This is a genomic window from Kitasatospora sp. NPDC048540 (assembly GCF_040651175.1).
Classification (GTDB): Bacteria; Actinomycetota; Actinomycetes; order Streptomycetales; family Streptomycetaceae; genus Kitasatospora.
Window position 1 is genome coordinate 39,849 of record NZ_JBEZIR010000014.1, and the last position, 17,350, is coordinate 57,198.

Consider the following 17,350-nt stretch of genomic DNA (forward strand, 5'->3'; position numbering starts at 1 on the left):
CCTCCCGACGGGGACACTACACGTCGGCCCGGCGGCGGACATAGTCCGCGGCCGGGCCGATGATCGCACGTCAGCGCGTGGTGAGCTGCTCCGCGAGGGCGCGCAGGGCCAGTTCGTACGAGCCCAGCCCGAAGCCCGCGATGGTGCCCGAGGCGACCGCCGCGATGACCGAGTTGTGCCGGAACTCCTCCCGCGCGTACGGGTTGGAGATGTGCACCTCGATCAGCGGCGCGGTCCGCTGCGCGGCGGCATCCCGCATCGCGTACGAGTAGTGCGTGAACGCGCCCGGGTTGATCACCACGGGGGTCTGCCGGTCGGCCGCCCAGTGCAGCCACTCGACCATCTGCTGCTCGGAGTTGGTCTCCTTGACCTCCACCTCGAAGCCGAGCTCCTTGCCGAGCGCGGTGCAGCGCTCGACCAGCCCGGCGTAGGAGGTGGCGCCGTAGACGTCCGGCTCCCGGCTGCCGAGGCGGCCGAGGTTGGGACCGTTGAGCACCAGCACCCGGCTCATGCCGACACCTCCCCGTACGCGCCGACCAGCAGCGTCGGGTCGGGGCCCTCCAGGATGGAGGTCTTGCCGAGGCCGTCCAGCACGACGAAGCGCAGCAGGTCGCCGCGGGACTTCTTGTCGATCTTCATGGCGTCCAGCAGCTTGGGCCAGGCGTCACCGCGGTAGGTCAGCGGCAGGCCGACGGAGCCGAGCACAGCCCTGTGCCGGTCGGCGGTCTCGTCGTCGAGCCGGCCGGCGAGCCGGCCGAGTTCGGCGGCGAACACCATGCCGATCGAGATCGCCGCGCCGTGCCGCCACTTGTAGCGCTCGTTGCGCTCGATGGCGTGGCCCAGGGTGTGGCCGTAGTTGAGGATCTCGCGCCGCCCGGCCTCCTTGAGGTCACCGGAGACCACGTCGGCCTTGACCTGGATGGCCCGGCGGATCAGCTCCACGGTGTGCGGGCCCTGCGGGGTGGTGGCGCCCTGCGGGTCGGCCTCGATCAGGTCGAGGATCTCCGGGTCGGCGATGAACCCGCACTTGATCACCTCGGCCAGCCCGGAGACGTAGTCGTGCCGGGGCACGGTCTCCAGGGTGCCGAGGTCGGCCAGCACGCCCGCGGGCGGGTGGAAGGCGCCGACCATGTTCTTGCCCTCGGCGATGTTGATGCCGGTCTTGCCGCCGACCGCCGCGTCCACCATGCCGAGCAGCGTGGTCGGCATGGCGATCCAGCGCACCCCGCGCAGCCAGCTCGCCGCCACGAAGCCCGCCAGGTCGGTGGTGGCCCCGCCGCCCAGGCCGACGATGACATCGCTGCGGGTGAAGCCGGTCTGGCCGAGCACCGACCAGCAGTACGCGGCGACCTCGGCGCTCTTGGCCTCCTCGGCGTTGGGCACCTGCAGCGCGATGGCCTCGTAGCCCTCGGCGGCCAGGTCCTCGCGGATCGCCTCGCCGGTGGCCTCCAGCGCCTCCGGGTGGATGATCGCCACCCGCTTGGCCCGGTTGCCGATCAGCGGCGCCAGCTCGCCGAGCAGCTGATGCCCGATCAGCACGTCGTACGGGTCGTGGCCGGCGCTGCCGCCGACGCGGATCGTGACGGTGTCAGTCATGGGGTCTTCAGCTCCAGTGCTTCCAGTACGGCGTCGGCGGCCTGCTCGGGCGTGCGGCCCTCGGTGTCCACCACCGCGGTGGAGACCGCCAGGTAGACCGGGCGGCGCAGGTCCATCAGCTCCCGCCAGCGGGCCCGCGGGTTGATCGCGAGCAGCGGGCGCGGGGCATCCAGGCCGACCCGCTTGACGGCGTCCCCGAGCGCGACGTCGAGGAACACCACCGGCAGCCCGGCCAGTTCGGCCCGGGTGGCCTCGGCCATCACCGCGCCGCCGCCGAGCGCGAGCACCCCGTCGTGGTCACGGACGGCGGCCGCGACGGCGGCCGCCTCCAGCGCGCGGAAGTGCGGCTCGCCCTCGTCCACGAAGATCTCGGGGATCGGCTTGCCCGCCGACTGCTCGATGTCGGCGTCGGTGTCCCGGAAGCCCACGCCGAGCCGGGCGGCGAGCAGCCGCCCGACCGTGGACTTGCCGGCCCCCGGGGGGCCGACCAGCACGACCACCGGTCCGCTCATCGGACGATCAGGTTGTCGAGGTAGCCCTGCACGTTGCGGCGGGTCTCGGAGACGTTGTCGCCGCCGAACTTCTCCGCCACCGCGTCCGCCAGCACCAGCGCCACCATCGCCTCGGCGACGATCCCGGCCGCCGGCACCGCGCAGACGTCCGAACGCTGGTGGTGCGCCTTGGCGGGCTCACCGGTGCGCACGTCCAGGGTCTGCAGCGCCCGCGGCACGGTCGCGATCGGCTTCATCGCGGCCCGCACCCGCAGCAGCTCACCGGTGGACAGACCGCCCTCGGTACCGCCCGAGCGACCCGAGGTGCGCCGGACGCCCTCCGGGGTGGGGACGATCTCGTCGTGCGCCTGCGAGCCCGGCACCCGGGCCAGGTCGAAGCCGTCGCCGACCTCCACGCCCTTGATCGCCTGGATGCCCATCAGCGCGGCGGCCAGCCGGGCGTCCAGCCGGCGGTCCCAGTGCACGTGCGAGCCGAGACCCACCGGCACGCCGTACGCCAGCACCTCGACCACACCGCCGAGGGTGTCGCCGTCCTTGTGGGCCTGGTCGATCTCGGCGACCATCCGCTCGGAGGCCTCCGGGTCCAGGCAGCGCACCGGGTCCGCGTCGAGGCGGGCCTCGTCGGAGGGCAGCGGGTAGACCCCGGCCGGGGCCTTGGCGGCGGCCAGCTCCACCACGTGCGAGACGATCTCGATGCCGCAGGTCTCCTTGAGGTAGGAGCGGGCGACGGCGCCGAGCGCGACCCGGGCGGCGGTCTCACGGGCGGAGGCGCGCTCCAGGATCGGGCGGGCCTCCTCGATCGAGTACTTCTGCATGCCGGCCAGGTCCGCGTGGCCCGGGCGGGGGCGGGTGAGCGGCTCGTTGCGGGCCAGGTTGGCCAGGATCTCCGGATCCACCGGGTCGGCCGACATCACCTGCTCCCACTTGGGCCACTCGGTGTTGCCGACCATGACCGCCACCGGGCTGCCCATGGTGAGGCCGTGCCGGACGCCGCCGAGGAAGGTGACCTCGTCCTGCTCGAACTTCATCCGCGCACCACGGCCGTATCCCAGCCGGCGGCGGGCCAGCGCGTCGGCCACCAGCTCGGTGGTGACCGGCACACCGGCCGGCAGGCCCTCCAGCGTCGCGACCAGAGCGGGACCGTGCGACTCCCCCGCCGTCAGCCAGCGCAACCTACCCAACGGAGCTCCTTCGTCAGCGGCCCGGACCGCAGCTGCGGGCCGGGCCGGGCGTCTTGGGCGGCCCCGAGGTACCGGGCCCGCCGTCCGTCTCCGATCTTTTCACGTCCGGCGGCCGACCGGGCGCACGGTCCGGGTTCCGGACACCGCACGTCCGCTCCTCGACCGTCGACACCCCTGCTGACCTGCGGGATCAGCGGTACGACCCGGGTAGGGCCAGCTCGGCCTCGCCGGCCGCCCGCATCGCGGCCAGCGGGCCCGCCGCCACCTTGGTGAACAGTTCGAACTGCAGCACCGCCTGGTGCACCAGCAGGTCGAGACCGCCCAGCACGGTGGCCCCGCGCTGCGCGCAGGCCGCCGCCAGCGGGGTCGGCCACGGGTGGTACAGCACGTCGAACAGGGCGCCCGGCCGCGCCGGGACGGCCGCCGCCACCTGGTCGGTGGCCCCGGCCGGCGTGGTCGAGATGGTCAGCGGGGTCTCCAGTGCCTCGGCGGCCCGCGCCCAGTCGGCGGTCCGCAGGTCGAGCCCGAGCCGCTCGCCGAGCGCCCGCATCTCGGCCGCCCGCTCGGGGCTGCGGACGTACGCCGTCACCGGGCCGTCGCAGATCCGGGCCAGCGCCGCCAGCGCGGAGGAGGCGGTGGCCCCCGCGCCCAGCACCGCCGCCGACCCGACCTGGTCGATGCCGCGCTCGGCCAGGGCGTTCACCAGGCCGGGGATGTCGGTGTTGTGACCGTGCAGACGCCGGTCCGGGCCGAACACCACGGTGTTCACCGCGTCGACGCGCAGCGCCGTCGCACTCACCTCGTCCAGCAGCGGGATGACCGCCCGCTTCAACGGCATGGTCAGCGACAGCCCGGCCCACTCCGGGCCCAGCCCGGCCACGAACGCGGGCAGCGCGGCCTCGTCCAGCTCGAAGCGGTCGTAGTGCCAGCCATCGGCCAGGCCCAGCGCCGCGTACCCCGCCCGGTGCAGCACCGGGGAGAGCGAGTGCGCGATGGGCGAGCCGAGTACGGCGGCCCGGTGGTGCGTCGTCACGGAGCTGGTCACCTTTCCCTCTGGATGACCGCCACCCTAGTGCCGCCGCACCGGCGGCCGGGACCGGGACCGGTCGGGGTGCCGGACCCCGGCGCCGGCGGGATCAGCGGGCGGGGGACTTGGCGGCGGCCCGGGCGGCCCAGCGGCCGTCACTGCGGGTGATCCGGATCGGGTGCCGGAAGCACGCGCTGACCAGCTCGGTGGTCAGCACCTCGTCGACCGGCCCGGCCGCCACCGACTCGCCGTCGCGCAGCAGCAGCGCATGGGTGGTGCTGACGGGCAGCTCCTCCAAGTGGTGGGTGACCAGCACGCTGGCCAGCTCCGGGTGGCGCAGCCGCAGGTCGTCCAGGCTGTCCAGGAGCTGCTCGCGGGCGGTCAGGTCGAGACCGGTGGCCGGTTCGTCGAGCAGCAGCAGACGGGGTGCGGGCATCAGCGCGCGGGCGATCAGCGCCCGGCCGCGCTCGCCCTGCGAGAGCGTGGTCCACGGCGCCTCGGCGCGGTGGCCGATCCCCAGGGTGGCGATCAGCGACTCGGCGTGCGCGGCCTGGTCGTCAGTGGGCTGCCACCGCGGGTACAGCTCCACGCTGTTGGTGATGCCGGTGAGCACCACCTGGCGGACGGTCAGCGGCGAGCGCAGCGGGTGCCGCGGATTGACGTGCCCGAGGTAGGAGCGCAGCTCCCGCAGGTCCACCCGGCCGAGCTGCCGGCCCAGCACCCGCACCTGCCCCCGGGTGGGGTGGGAGAGGGCGCCGAGCAGGGCGAGCAGCGTGGTCTTGCCGGCGCCGTTGGCCCCCAGCACGGCCCAGTGCTCGCCCGGCCGCACCGTCAGCGAGACCTGGCGCAGCAGGTACCGGCCGTCGCGGACGACGTCCACCTGCTGCGCCTGGAGCAGCGGCTGCGGATCTCCGGTCGGCTCGGTCACTTGCAGTAGTTGCCCTGCTTGTCGAAGCCCTTGCCCTGCGCCTTGCAGTACTCCTCCACGTTCTTGGCGTGCTCGGCACCGGTCGTCGCGAAGCGGGTCTCGGTACTGGACATCGCGATGAAGAAGACCCAGTCGCCCGGCGTCGGGTTCAGCACGGCCTTGATCGCCTCGTCGCCCGGGTTGGAGATCGGGGTCGGCGGCAGGCCGGGGTTGACGAAGGTGTTGAACTTGTTGGACCCGTCGTTGATCTCCTTCTCGGTCAGCGCGGTGCGGCCGAGCGAGTACTGGAGCGTGGTGTCCATGCCGAGCTTGTGCTGCGTGGCGTTGGTGTTGAGCCGGTTGTAGATGACCCGGGCCATCTTGCCGAAGTCCGCGTCGTTGTTGCCCTCGCGCTGCAGGATGCTGGCCTCGGTGATCACCTCGTAGGCGTTCTTCAGGCCGATCTTCTGCGCGTTCTCGTCGAGCTTGAGGTCCTGGTAGTGCTGGACGGCGTTGGTCACCATCTGCTTCAGCACGTCCTCGGGCTTCATGCCGTCGGCGATCGAGTAGCGGGTGGGGTAGAGGAAGCCCTCGATGTTGCCCTGGGCGTACGCCGGCAGGCCGAGGTTGGCCACCTGCGCCTTGGCGGCGTTGGCCGTGGTGCCCTTCTCGACCTTGAGCTTGCGGTCGATCGCGGCGTAGATGTCGCCGGAGGGCAGGCCCTCGGGAATCACCAGCACGTTGCCGCCGGCCGAGTCGACCAGGTACTTCACCGCGGCCTCGCCGGACATCTGGTGCTTCATGGTGAAGAAGCCCGGCTGGATGGTGTTCGCCTTCGGGTTCTTCTGGAACGCGGCGGTGAAGGCCTCGACGCTCTTGACCACGTCGGCCTCCCGGAGCGTCTGTCCCATCGCGACGCCGCTGCCCGGCTTGATCTCGATGGTGACCGAGCCGGCGCCGTCGCCCTGGTAGTCCGGCGGCGGGCCGAAGTGGCTCTGGTAGAAGCCGTAGCCCCACCAGCCGGCGCCGACGACGCCGCCCATCAGCACCAGGGCGACCACCAGGCAGGCGCCGCGGTTGCGGCGGCCGGCCTTCTTGCCCTTCTCCTTGCGCTTGCGCTCGGCGTCCCGGGAGGTGTCCTGCTCGGCGCCGCCGAAGAAGGACTCGTCCTCGTCGGGGGCCTGCTCGCCCGGCTCGTCGAGGTACTCGTCCTCGGCGGCGGGGTCGGCCCAGTCGTCGAACTCCGGTTCGGCCTGCGGGCCGTCCAGCGCGGCGGCCTCGGCCTCCCAGTCGATGCCGTCGGGACCGGGGCCGGACGGCTGCGGCGGCCGCGCCTGCCGCGGCGGCTGCTGCTGCCGCACCTGCTGCGGTTGCTGCTGGACGGGCTGCTGCGGCTGTTGCTGCTGTTGCTGCTGCTGCGGGATCTGCTGCTGGTACGGCTGCTGCTGGTAGCCGGACCCGGGCTGCGGCTGGCCGTACTGCGGCTGCTGGTAGCCCTGCTGCCCCTGCTGCTGCCCGTACTGGCCGCCCTGGCCGCCCTGCTGGGGCCAGCCCTGCTGCTGCTGCTGCTGCTGCTGCGGATATCCCTGCTGCTGCGGGTAGCCGCCCTGCGGGTACCCCTGCTGCTGGGGATAGCCCTGCTGCTGCGGGTACCCCTGCTGCTGGCCGAACGGAACGCCCTGCGGGTTCTGCTGCTGCCAGGCGTCCGGCTGCCCGCCGGGCCGGGGCTGCTGTCCGCCTGTACCCGGGGACCCCGGGTACCACGGCTGGTCGCCCTGGGGGCGGTAGCCCCCACCCAGATCAGTCATCGATCCCCTTAACGCGTTCCTGCGCCCGTGGCGGACCGCAGACGTCTCGAACCGGCGTGCTAGGGACACGCCCGATGGGAGACGTTACCGTACCGCAGGGAGGGTCCCGGCCGGTCCCGCAGGTCCTCACGGTGAGGCCGGTGCAGGTGAGGCGGGGTGCTCGGCGCGGTAGGCGTTGAACTCGTCGACGTTCTTCTGGTGCTGCTCGGGGCTGTCGGTGAACCTGGTGTCCCCGGGGCTGACGGTGACGAAGAAGATCCAGTCCCCCTCCGCGGGGTGGGTGGCCGCGTGCAGGCCGTCCCGGCCGGGGTTGCCGATCGGACCGGGCGGCAGGCCCTTGTGCAGGTAGGTGTTGTAGGGCGAGTCCAGTTTGGTGTCGGTGGCCGTGGTGGTGAGGGTGGAGCGGCCCAGCGCGTAGTTGATGGTGGAGTCCAGCTGCAGCGGCATCCCCTTGGCCAGCCGGTTGTAGATGACCCGGGCCACCTTGGCCATGTCGTCGGGATTGTCCGCCTCCGCCTCGGCCAGGCTCGCGACGATCATCATCTGGTACGCGGACTGGCCCTCGACCCCGACCACACCGTTGGCCTCGGCGGCCTTCCCGGCCTCCTTCACCATCTCCTGGAGCAGCCCGAGCGGCGTGGTGTCCCCGGTGATCGGGTACGTCGACGGGTAGAGGTAGCCCTCGGGGTTGCCGTGCGCGTCGGGCGGCAGGCCCAGTTCGCCCGCACGCTGCTTGGCGATCGACTCGGTGGTGCCGGCCGGCAGGTTCAGCCGGGAGTCCACCGCCGCGTAGATCTGGGTGGTCCGGCGGCCCTCGGGGATGGTCAGCGCATTGGCGTTGCCCGGGTCCAGCAGGACGTTCAGCGCCGCGGCCGCGGACATCCGGTGGTGCAGGGTGTACGTGCCGGGCTGGATCCGGTTCCCGGCCGGGCTCTTGGCGGCGGCCTCGGTGAAGGCCCGGGCGCTGGCCACCACGTCGTTCTTGACCAGGGTCTGCCCGATCTGGGTCAGCGAGGCGCCCTGGCTCACCGACACCTGGACCGTGCCGCTGCCGTTGCCCGTGTAGTCGGCGGCCGGCGGCCGGCCCTTGGGCCACATCACGTAGACGGTCGCCATCACCACGGCCACCACCGCCAGCAGCGCGACGGCGGTCAGCAGGCAGGCCAGCCCGGTGTGCCGCCGGCGCGGGTCCGGCGGAGGCGGCTGCTCGCCGCCGCCGAGCAGGGCGCGGGGCTCCGGCTCGAGGACCGGCGCACCGAGGTGGCCGGGGCTGAGTCCGGGCGTCAGACCTGGTGCGATGAACGGATCGGACACGGCTGCCCTCTGGTCGGCGGGAACGGCCGGGGCCCGTACGGACTCACGTCCGCACGGGCCCCTCACCGCACGCTAGGCCAGAGTGATCAGCTGACCGGCTCGACGCTCTCACCGGGCGCCCGACCGCTCACCCGTTCGGTCTCAAGGGCGCTCTGCAGGATCACCACGGCCGCCGCCTGGTCGATCACCGAGCGGCCCTTCTTGCTGCTCCGTCCGGAGGCCCGCAGGCCCTGGCTGGCGGTGACCGTGGTCATCCGCTCGTCCACCAGCCGCACCGGCACCGGCGCGAGCAGCCCGGCCAGCCGGCCGGCGTACGCCCGGACCTTGGCCGCGGCCGGGCCCTCCTTGCCGCTCATCGAGCGGGGCAGACCCACCACCACCTCGATCGCGTCGTACTCCTCGGCGATCTCCTTGAGGCGGGCCTGGGAGCGGCCCCCCGCGGGGACCGTCTCCACCGGCGTGGCGATCAGCCCGTCGGGGTCGCAGGAGGCGACCCCGATCCGGGCGTCGCCCACGTCGACGGCGATCCGGCGGCCCCGGCGGAAGACCTTCTCCGGCAACTCCTCCATCAGGCGGTGCGCTCCGCCACCAGGCCGCGGACGGCGGCGATCGCCGCGTCCACGGCGGCCGGGTCGGTGCCGCCGCCCTGGGCGACGTCGTCCTTGCCGCCACCGCCGCCACCGAGCGTCTTGGCGGCGGTGCGGACCAGCTCACCGGCCTTGACGCCGCGGGCGCGGGCGTCCTCGTTGGTGGCGATGACGGTCAGCGGACGGCCGTTCGCCACGGTGAAGGCCGCGACCACGGCCGGACGCGAACCCAGCCGGGCCCGGACGTCCAGCACCAGCTTGCGCAGCTCGTCCGCACCGGCGCCGTCGGCGACCCGGGCGGCGACCAGCGCGACGCCCCGGACGTCCTCGGCCGCGTCGGCCAGACCCGCGGCGGCGGCCAGCACCTTCTCCGCGCGGAAGCGCTCGATCTCCTTCTCGGCGTCCTTGAGCTTGGCGAGCATGCCCGAGATCTTCTCCGGCAGCTCCTCCGGGCGGCCCTTGACCAGCTCGGTGAGCTGGGAGACCACGGTGTGCTCGCGGGCCAGGAACTTGTACGCGTCGACGCCGACCAGCGCCTCGACCCGGCGCACGCCGGAACCGATCGAGGACTCGCCGAGCAGCTTCACCAGGCCCAGCTGGGCGGTGTTGCCGACGTGCGTGCCACCGCACAGCTCCTTGGAGAAGTCGCCGATGGTGACCACCCGGACCGAGTCGCCGTACTTCTCGCCGAACATCGCGATGGCGCCGGCCTTGCGGGCCTGATCCATCGTCATGACCTCGGCGGTGACGTCGAGTTCGCGGACCAGCACCTCGTTGATCTTCTGCTCGACGTCGGTCAGCACACTGCTGGGCACGGCGGCGGGCGAACCGAAGTCGAAGCGGAAGCGGCCCGGGGCGTTCTCCGAACCGGCCTGGGCGGCCGTCGGGCCGAGCGCGTCACGCAGCGCCTGGTGGGTCAGGTGGGTGGCCGAGTGGGCCCGCGAGACGGCCCGGCGGCGGTCGGTGTCGATGGTGGCGTACGCGGACGCGCCGAGCACCACCTCGCCGAACAGCACCCCGCCGGAGTGCACGATCACACCCGGCACCGGCTGCTGGACGTCACGGATCTCGACGACCGCGCCGGACTCCAGCCGGATCCGGCCGTGGTCGGCGAGCTGGCCGCCGCCCTCGGCGTAGAAGGGGGTGCGGTCGAGGATGATCTCGACCTCGTCGCCCTCGGTGGCGGCCGGCGCCGGGACGCCGTTCACCAGCAGACCGACGACGGTGGCCTCGCCCTCGGTGGCGCTGTAGCCGGTGAAGACGGACGCGCCGGACTTGTCGGCGACCTCGCGGTACGCGGCGACGTCGGCGTGGCCCATCTTCTTCTTCTTGGCGTCCGCCTTGGCGGCGTCCCGCTGCGCCTGCATCAGGCGGCGGAAGCCCGTCTCGTCGACCTGGAGGCCCTGCTCCTCGGCCATCTCCAGGGTCAGGTCGATCGGGAAGCCGTAGGTGTCGTGCAGCTTGAACGCCTGGTCGCCGGAGAGCACCGCGCCACCGGACTGCTTGGTCTCGGTGATGGCCGCGTCCAGCAGGCTGGTGCCGGACTTCAGGGTCTGCAGGAAGGCGTTCTCCTCGGAGACCACGACCGTCTCGATCCGCTTGCGGTCGGCCTCCAGCTCCGGGTACTGCGGGGCCATCGCCTTGATCGAGATGTCGATGAGCTCCTTGGCCACCGGCCCGGTGGCGCCCAGCAGCCGCATGTTGCGGATCGCGCGGCGCAGGATGCGGCGCAGCACGTAGCCGCGGCCCTCGTTGCCGGGGGTGACGCCGTCGCCGACCAGCATCAGCGCGGTGCGGAAGTGGTCGGTGACCACGCGCAGCGAGACGTCCGACTTGTGGTCGGCGCCGTAGGTGTGGCCGGTCAGCTCGGCCGCCCGGTCGAGGATCATCCGGCTGGTGTCGATCTCGAAGAGGTTGTCGACGTCCTGGAGGATCGCGGCGAGGCGCTCGAGGCCGAGACCGGTGTCGATGTTCTTGCTCGGCAGGTCGCCGAGGATCTCGAAACCGTCCTTGCCGTCACCGTGGCCGCGCTCGTACTGCATGAAGACCAGGTTCCAGATCTCCAGGTAGCGCTCGCCGTTGACGGCCGGGCCGCCCTCCTCGCCGTACGCGGGGCCGCGGTCGTAGTTGATCTCCGAGCACGGGCCGCACGGGCCGGGGACGCCCATCGACCAGAAGTTGTCCTTCATGCCGAGGCGCTGGATGCGCTCGGACGGCACGCCGATGACGTCCCGCCAGATCAGCTCGGCCTCGTCGTCGTCCTGGTAGACGGTGATCCAGAGCTTCTCCTTCTCCAGGCCGTAGCCACCGTCCGCGACGGGCGTGGTGAGCAGGTCCCAGGCGAACTTGATGGCTCCTTCCTTGAAGTAGTCACCGAAGGAGAAGTTGCCGCACATCTGGAAGAACGACCCGTGCCGGGTGGTCTTGCCGACCTCTTCGATGTCCAGCGTGCGTACGCACTTCTGCACCGAGGTGGCCCGCGAGAACTGCGGCTTCACCTCACCGAGGAAGTACGGCTTGAACGGCACCATGCCGGCGTTGACCAGCAGCAGGGTGGGGTCGTCGGCGACCAGGGACGCCGACGGAACGACGGTGTGGCCGCGCTCCTCGAAGAAGCGCAGCCAGCGGCGGCGGATCTCTGCCGACTCCATCAGTGGTCCTTCCGGTTGGGGCTTCCCGGCAGCTCGTCGAGCCGGCGGGAGGGCGAATCAATGGCTTGGGGGATGGTGCGGATGGTGCGAGGCGGGGGCAGGGCGGCGCCCGGGGAACCCGGGGCCGCCGGGATAGCTCGGTACGTCGGCTCGCCGCGCAGGGGCGCTCGCCGGCGCGGCGGCTCGAGGACCGCGGTGCCGTCCAGGCCGAGGTCGCCGCGCAGCTGCTCCTCGCGCTCGGCCATGCCGGCCCGCACGTCCCGCGCGAACCGCTTGGCGGCGTCGCCCAGGTGCAGGGCGCCGCGCGCCGCGGTGCCCGACAGGCTGTCAGGGGTGAGCCGGTGCACGGCCTCGTTGGCCTTGTTCATGGCCCAGACGGTGGCGCCCGCGCCGACCGCCATCCAGAAGATCCGTCGAACCATCGTCAGCCCCTCACGGCTCGCCGGACACGGGAGATCAGTCCGCCGCCGCGCGGCGCGGTGGCCGCGCGCACCTCGGCCCGGATCAGGCTGGCCAGCGCCTCCCGCTCGGCCGACTGCGGCGGGACGGTGACGGTGCCCTGCTGGCGGCTGACGGCCTTTCGGACGCCGTAGCTGAAGGCAGCGACCTTGACCAGCGGGCCGCCGATGGTGGCCGCGACGGTGGAGGAGAGCGCGTTGGCGTTGGCGGCGGCGTCCTGCACGTTGGCGGTGATCTCGTCCACCCGCTCCAGCTGCTCGTTGGCGCTGCGCACCGCGGTGCCCGCGTCGACCAGCAGCGGCACGGCCTGCTCGGTGACGGCCGACACCAGTACGGTGGCCTCCTTGAGCACCCGCGACAGCCGTACCAGGACGACCGCGAGCAGTGTGACCAGGACCGCCCAGAACACGGCCACCAGCAGGCCGGCCAGCTCTCCCACGGACACCGGTGCGCTCCCTCGCCTCGCCACGTCTGCAGATCTTCCTCAAAGGTGAACCCTATCGCGGCCGGACCCCTTCACCCGACCGGATATCGCCTGGTCGCCCGGCCGGTCGCGCGGACGGCGGGCGTGACCTCGTACGGGCCGCCTCGTTGGGCCGGGTGGGCCCGCGCGTCGCGGGCCGCCAGGGTGGCCGGCCGGTGTCCGGCCAGGCCGGACGGGGGGCGGCAGTTGTCGAGTGGGCCGACGCCAGCGCGGGGCGGTACGCCGGCGGGCCGGCTGCTCGCCGACGTGACCAGCTTCGTCGGCCGCCGCGGCGAGCTGGCCGCCCTGACCGCGTTGATGGGCCCGGCCCGGCTGGTGACCGTCACCGGGCCCGGCGGGGTCGGCAAGACCCGGTTCGCGATGCGCGGGGCCGCCCGGCTGGCCGAGCTGACCGGCCTGTTCCCGGACGGAGTCCGGTACGCCGAGGTGAGCGCCGTCCAGGACCCGCTGCTGCTCGGCCACGCGGTGCTCGAGGCGCTCGGGCTGACCGACTCCACCGCCCGCCCACCGTACGAGGTCCTGGTCGAGCAGGTGCGCGAGCAGCGGCTGCTGCTGGTGCTGGACGGCTGCGAGCACCTGGTGGGCCCGTGCGCGGAGCTGGTCGACACCCTGCTGCGGGCGGCTCCGGGCCTGCGGGTGCTGGCCACCAGCCGGCAGTCGCTGGGGACGGACGGCGAGCACCTGCTGCCGCTGGCCCCGCTGCCGGTCGACCCGCCGCCGGGCGGCGGCACGCCGGACGCGCTCACGCTGTTCGCCGACCGGGCCGCCGCGGTGCTCCCCGGTTTCGAGCTGACCGAGCGCAACCGCGCCGAGGTGGCCGTGCTCTGCCGCCGCCTGGACGGCATTCCGCTGGCCGTGGAGCTGGCGGCGGGGCGGCTGCGGGCGCTGTCGGTGGCACAGATCACCCTCCGGCTGGACGACCGGTTCCGGCTGCTCACCGGCGGTTCCCGGACGGCTCCGGCGCGGCACCAGACGCTGCGCACCACGATCGGCTGGAGCCACGAACTGTGCACCATGAAGGAACGTTTGCTCTGGGCCAGGCTGTCGGTGTTCGCCGGGACGTTCGACCTGGACGCCGCCGAGTACGTCTGCGGCGGCGAGGGGATCGACCCGGACGAGGTGCTCGACCTGCTCGGGGAGCTGGTCGGCAAGTCGGTCCTGCTCCGCGAGGAGGGCCCGCAGCAGGTCCGGTTCCGGCTGCTGGACACCCTGCGCGAGTACGGCGCCCGGTGGCTGCGGGCCGGCGGCGACCGGCACCGGCTGCTGCGCCGGCACCGGGACTGGTACCTGGGGGTGGCGTCCTGGGGCGAGGTGGAGTGGTTCGGCCCGCGGCAGGCGGAGACCGCCGAGCGGACCCGGCTGGCCCACCCGAACCTGCGGGCCGCGCTGGAGTTCTCGCTCTCCGAGCCCGGCGAGGAGCAGCTGGCCCTGGTGCTGGCCGGGACGCTGTGGTTCTACTGGGTCGGCTCCGGGCACCTCGGCGAGGGACGGCACTGGCTGGACCGGGCGCTGGCGCTGGCCCCCGCACCGACCGAGGCCCGGGCCAAGGCGCTCTGGGTGACCGGCTACATGGCCACCCTGCAGGGCGACCTGGCGCGGGCCCGGCCGGCCCTGGAGGAGTGCCGCGAGCAGGCGCTGGCCACCGGCGACGACCGGGCGCTGGCGTACGCCGTCCACCGGCAGGGCTGTGCGGCGTTGATCGGGGACGAGCCGCAGCGGGCGGCGGAACTGTTCGAGGAGGCGCTGTGGCACTACAAGACCATCGGCGAGCTGAACAGCAACGTCCTGATGGCGATGTTCGAGCTGGGCATCGCGTACCTGTTCCTGGGCGACGCCGAGCAGGGCGAGCGCTGGATCTCGGAGGTCCGGGAGATCGCCGAGCAGCACGGTGAGCAGTGGGCGTACGCCTACGGTCTGTACGCGCTGGCCTACGCCCGCTGGTCGTCGGGCGAGGTGCGGCTGGCGCGGGCCCACGCCCGGGAGTGCGTACGGCTGAACCACCTGTTCCGGGACCTGCTGGGGATCGTGCTGGCGATGGACGTGCTGGCGCTGCTGGAGACCGAGGCCCCGGACGGGGACCTGGTGGAGGCCCGGGTGCTGCAGGGCGCGGCGCACCGGATCTGGCAGGCGGTGGGCAAGCCGTTCTTCGGTTCGCGGTCGTTCAACGGGCCGCACCTGGAGTGCGAGCGGCGGGCCCGGGACGGGCTGACCGAGCAGGAGTTCCACGAGGCGTTCCGCCTCGGCGGGCAGCTGGACCTGGACGCTGCGGTCTCCCGCGCGCTGGGCCGCGGCGGCCGGCCGGGGCCGGAGGGCCTGCCCGGGCCGCGGCCGGTGCGGCCGTCACCGGTACCGGCGTTCTGAGCTCCCCGCCGTCCCGGGGCCCCGGCCTTCCGGGGGCCCGGCGCCCGGAACGGGCCGAGCCCCGCAGCCGGCAGGCTGCGGGGCTCGGTGGGGTACGTGCTCGCGGGTCAGCGCGAGTAGTACTCGACGACCAGCTGCTCGTCGCAGATCACGGGGATCTCGCGGCGCTGCGGCTGGCGGTCCAGGCGGAAGGCCAGGGCCTTCAGGTTGACCTCGAGGTACTTCGGGGTCTGGCCCTCGCCGGCGTTGCCGCCCTCGCGAGCCACCTGGAAGGGGGTCTTCTCCTTGGACTTGTCCTTGACGGTCACGACAAAGCCCGGCTTCATCTGGAACGACGGCTTGTTGACCTTGCTGCCGTTGACCTCGATGTGGCCGTGCACGACCATCTGACGGGCCTGGTAGATGGTGCGGGCGATGCCCGAACGCAGGACCAGGGCGTCGAGACGGGTCTCCAGCTCGGCGATCAGCGCCTCACCGGTCTTGCCCTCGACCTTCTTGGCACGGTCGAACGCCCGCGCCATCTGCTTCTCGCTCAGGTCGTACTGCGCGCGCAGACGCTGCTTCTCGGTCAGACGGACCTTGTAGTCAGAGTTCTGCTTGCGGCCACGGCCGTGCTGGCCGGGCGGGTACGGGCGGGCCTCGAAGTACTTGACGGACTTCGGGGTCAGCGGGATGCCAAGGGCACGAGCGATCTTGACCTTGGGACGCTTCTGGTTCGCCATGAACCAAACCTTCCTTGCTTCACGAATACGGCTTCACCAGGTGTTGACGGAGGTCGCTCCTCGCGACCCGGAGAAAAACCACCCGCGAGGGGTGATCAGCCGCTCTCCGGAGCCGGGCACATCTGTGCATGCACACGAGAGGCCCACCGACCACGGAGGTGGTGGGCTGCCCGCGACACCGAAAGCCGGTGCGCGACGCTCCAAGGGCCGCTCCCGGAGGAGTGGCCACGGGCCGGTGCCCCGCTGGTGCGGCCGGTCGGTCGGATTCGCATCCGCCGCCGTGCCCGGGACATGGCACTTCGGGACAGTCTACCGTGCGATCAGTCGCCCTTGAGCCGCGCCCTGGTCCACTCCGCGATGTCGGCGTAGCGGGCCTCCCCGCCGCGCCGGGTCGGCCGGTAGTACTCCTTGCCGTGCACCGGGTCCGGCGCGTACTGCTGCGCGGCGATGCCCTCCGGCAGGTCGTGCGGGTACTGGTAGCCCTGGCCGTGGCCGAGCTTGCCCGCGCCGCCGTAGTGCGCGTCCCGCAGGTGCGGCGGCACCGCGCCGGCCAGGCCCTGGCGGACGTCGGCGAGGGCCGCGTCGATCGCCAGGTAGGCGGCGTTGGACTTGGGGGCCAGCGCCAGCGCGATGGCCGCCTGGGACAGGATGATCCGGGCCTCGGGGAAGCCGATCAGCGCCACGGCCTGGGCGGCCGCGACCGCCGTCGGCAGCGCCGTCGGGTCGGCCAGGCCGACGTCCTCGCTGGCGGAGATCATCAGCCGCCGGGCGATGAACCGGGGGTCCTCACCGGCCTCGATCATGCGGGCCAGGTAGTGCAGGGTGGCGTCCACGTCACTGCCGCGGATCGACTTGATCAGCGCGCTGGCCACGTCGTAGTGCTGGTCGCCGTCCTTGTCGTAGCGCACCGCGGCCTGGTCGACGGCGGTCTCGGTGGTGGCCAGGGTGAGCTCGGCCTCGCCCTTGTCCAGGGCGGCGCCGGCCGCGGCCTCCAGGGTGGTGAGCGCCCGCCGGGCGTCCCCGCCGGCCAGCCGGACCAGGTGGTCCTCGGCCTCGGCGGTCAGCTCGACGCTGCCGGCCAGGCCCCGCTCGTCGGCCACCGCGCGGCGCAGCAGGGCCCGTACGTCGTCGTCGGTGAGCGACTCCAGGGTGAGCAGCAGCGACCGGGACATCAGCGGGGAGATCACCGAGAAGTACGGGTTCTCGGTGGTGGCGGCGATCAGGGTGACCCAGCGGTTCTCCACCGCGGGCAGCAGGGAGTCCTGCTGGGCCTTGGAGAAGCGGTGGATCTCGTCCAGGAAGAGGACCGTCTCGCGGCCGGACATGCCGACGGCCCGGCGGGCGCCGTCGATCACCGCCCGGACCTCCTTGACCCCGGCGGTGATCGCGGACAGCTCGACGAACCGGCCCTCGACGGCCTGGCTGATCACGTGGGCGAGGGTGGTCTTGCCGGTGCCGGGCGGCCCCCAGAGGATCACCGAACTGGTCGCCGCGGGCCCCTTGGCACCGGAGACCAGCCGCCGCAGCGGCGAGCCGTCCTTGAGCAGCCGGCGCTGACCGGCCACCTCGTCCAGGGTGCGCGGGCGCATCCGTACGGCCAGCGGCGCGCGGCCGGGCTCGGCGGCCTGGCGTGCCTCGGCGGCGGCGGTGAAGAGGTCCGGTTCTTCCACCTCTGAAGGGTATGCGAGAGCTCCGACAGCCCGGGCGCCCGCTGGCGGGACCCCCGTAGTTCGAATTTGAA

Annotated in this window: 15 protein-coding genes; 1 reads left to right on the plus strand and 14 read right to left on the minus strand. The window is 72.9% G+C overall.

Annotated elements, in window-relative coordinates:
- Nucleotides 1-70: 70 nt before the first annotated feature.
- The 12 genes from aroQ to AB0D08_RS08595 all read right to left on the minus strand — a co-directional run bounded on the left by aroQ (nt 71) and on the right by AB0D08_RS08595 (nt 12,487).
- A complete protein-coding gene (gene aroQ, locus AB0D08_RS08540; RefSeq protein ID WP_033823007.1) occupies nt 71-511 on the minus strand; it encodes a type II 3-dehydroquinate dehydratase in 441 nt (146 codons plus the stop codon).
- Complete coding sequence (gene aroB / locus AB0D08_RS08545; protein ID WP_033823008.1) at nt 508-1,596, minus strand: 3-dehydroquinate synthase; 1,089 nt, start codon at nt 1,594-1,596, stop codon at nt 508-510. Before aroB ends, aroQ begins: the two co-directional genes overlap by 4 nt.
- Complete coding sequence (locus AB0D08_RS08550; RefSeq protein ID WP_033823009.1) at nt 1,593-2,108, minus strand: shikimate kinase; 516 nt, start codon at nt 2,106-2,108, stop codon at nt 1,593-1,595. Before AB0D08_RS08550 ends, aroB begins: the two co-directional genes overlap by 4 nt.
- Complete coding sequence (gene aroC, locus AB0D08_RS08555) at nt 2,105-3,289, minus strand: chorismate synthase (RefSeq protein ID WP_033823010.1); 1,185 nt, start codon at nt 3,287-3,289, stop codon at nt 2,105-2,107. The genes AB0D08_RS08550 and aroC overlap by 4 nt, the downstream gene beginning before the upstream one ends.
- A gap of 190 nt (nt 3,290-3,479) precedes the next feature.
- Complete coding sequence (locus AB0D08_RS08560; protein ID WP_359887098.1) at nt 3,480-4,322, minus strand: shikimate dehydrogenase; 843 nt, start codon at nt 4,320-4,322, stop codon at nt 3,480-3,482.
- A 103-nt stretch (nt 4,323-4,425) separates the two neighbouring features.
- Nucleotides 4,426-5,244, minus strand: a complete 819-nt coding sequence (locus tag AB0D08_RS08565; RefSeq protein WP_359887101.1) for an ATP-binding cassette domain-containing protein — start codon at nt 5,242-5,244, stop codon at nt 4,426-4,428.
- Nucleotides 5,241-7,031: an endolytic transglycosylase MltG gene (gene mltG, locus AB0D08_RS08570; RefSeq protein WP_359887103.1), complete on the minus strand. Its 1,791-nt coding sequence runs from the start codon at nt 7,029-7,031 to the stop codon at nt 5,241-5,243. The genes AB0D08_RS08565 and mltG (AB0D08_RS08570) overlap by 4 nt, the downstream gene beginning before the upstream one ends.
- A 126-nt stretch (nt 7,032-7,157) precedes the next feature.
- Entirely contained in the window at nt 7,158-8,345 is a 1,188-nt protein-coding gene (gene mltG / locus AB0D08_RS08575) for an endolytic transglycosylase MltG (protein WP_359887105.1), read from the minus strand.
- 86 nt (nt 8,346-8,431) lie between these two features.
- Nucleotides 8,432-8,914 carry a Holliday junction resolvase RuvX gene (gene ruvX / locus AB0D08_RS08580; RefSeq protein WP_359887108.1) on the minus strand — a complete coding sequence of 161 codons (483 nt, stop codon included), beginning with the start codon at nt 8,912-8,914 and terminating at the stop codon, nt 8,432-8,434.
- Entirely contained in the window at nt 8,914-11,583 is a 2,670-nt protein-coding gene (gene alaS / locus AB0D08_RS08585) for an alanine--tRNA ligase (protein WP_359887111.1), read from the minus strand. Before alaS ends, ruvX begins: the two co-directional genes overlap by 1 nt.
- Nucleotides 11,583-12,005 carry a DUF6167 family protein gene (locus tag AB0D08_RS08590; protein WP_055731255.1) on the minus strand — a complete coding sequence of 141 codons (423 nt, stop codon included), beginning with the start codon at nt 12,003-12,005 and terminating at the stop codon, nt 11,583-11,585. The genes alaS and AB0D08_RS08590 overlap by 1 nt, the downstream gene beginning before the upstream one ends.
- A 2-nt stretch (nt 12,006-12,007) precedes the next feature.
- The gene (locus AB0D08_RS08595) at nt 12,008-12,487 is read right to left on the minus strand and encodes a DUF948 domain-containing protein (protein ID WP_033823014.1); all 480 of its coding nucleotides are present in this window, start codon (nt 12,485-12,487) and stop codon (nt 12,008-12,010) included.
- Nucleotides 12,488-12,772: 285 nt separating this feature from the next.
- Between AB0D08_RS08595 and AB0D08_RS08600 the strand changes: the two genes are divergently transcribed.
- Nucleotides 12,773-14,887: a regulator gene (locus AB0D08_RS08600; RefSeq protein ID WP_359887115.1), complete on the plus strand. Its 2,115-nt coding sequence runs from the start codon at nt 12,773-12,775 to the stop codon at nt 14,885-14,887.
- Between the two features lie 107 nt (nt 14,888-14,994).
- Here AB0D08_RS08600 and rpsD read toward each other — a convergent pair whose 3' ends face one another.
- Nucleotides 14,995-15,609, minus strand: a complete 615-nt coding sequence (rpsD, locus tag AB0D08_RS08605) for a 30S ribosomal protein S4 (RefSeq protein ID WP_033823015.1) — start codon at nt 15,607-15,609, stop codon at nt 14,995-14,997.
- A gap of 320 nt (nt 15,610-15,929) precedes the next feature.
- Complete coding sequence (locus tag AB0D08_RS08610) at nt 15,930-17,279, minus strand: replication-associated recombination protein A (protein ID WP_033823016.1); 1,350 nt, start codon at nt 17,277-17,279, stop codon at nt 15,930-15,932.
- Nucleotides 17,280-17,350: the final 71 nt, after the last annotated feature.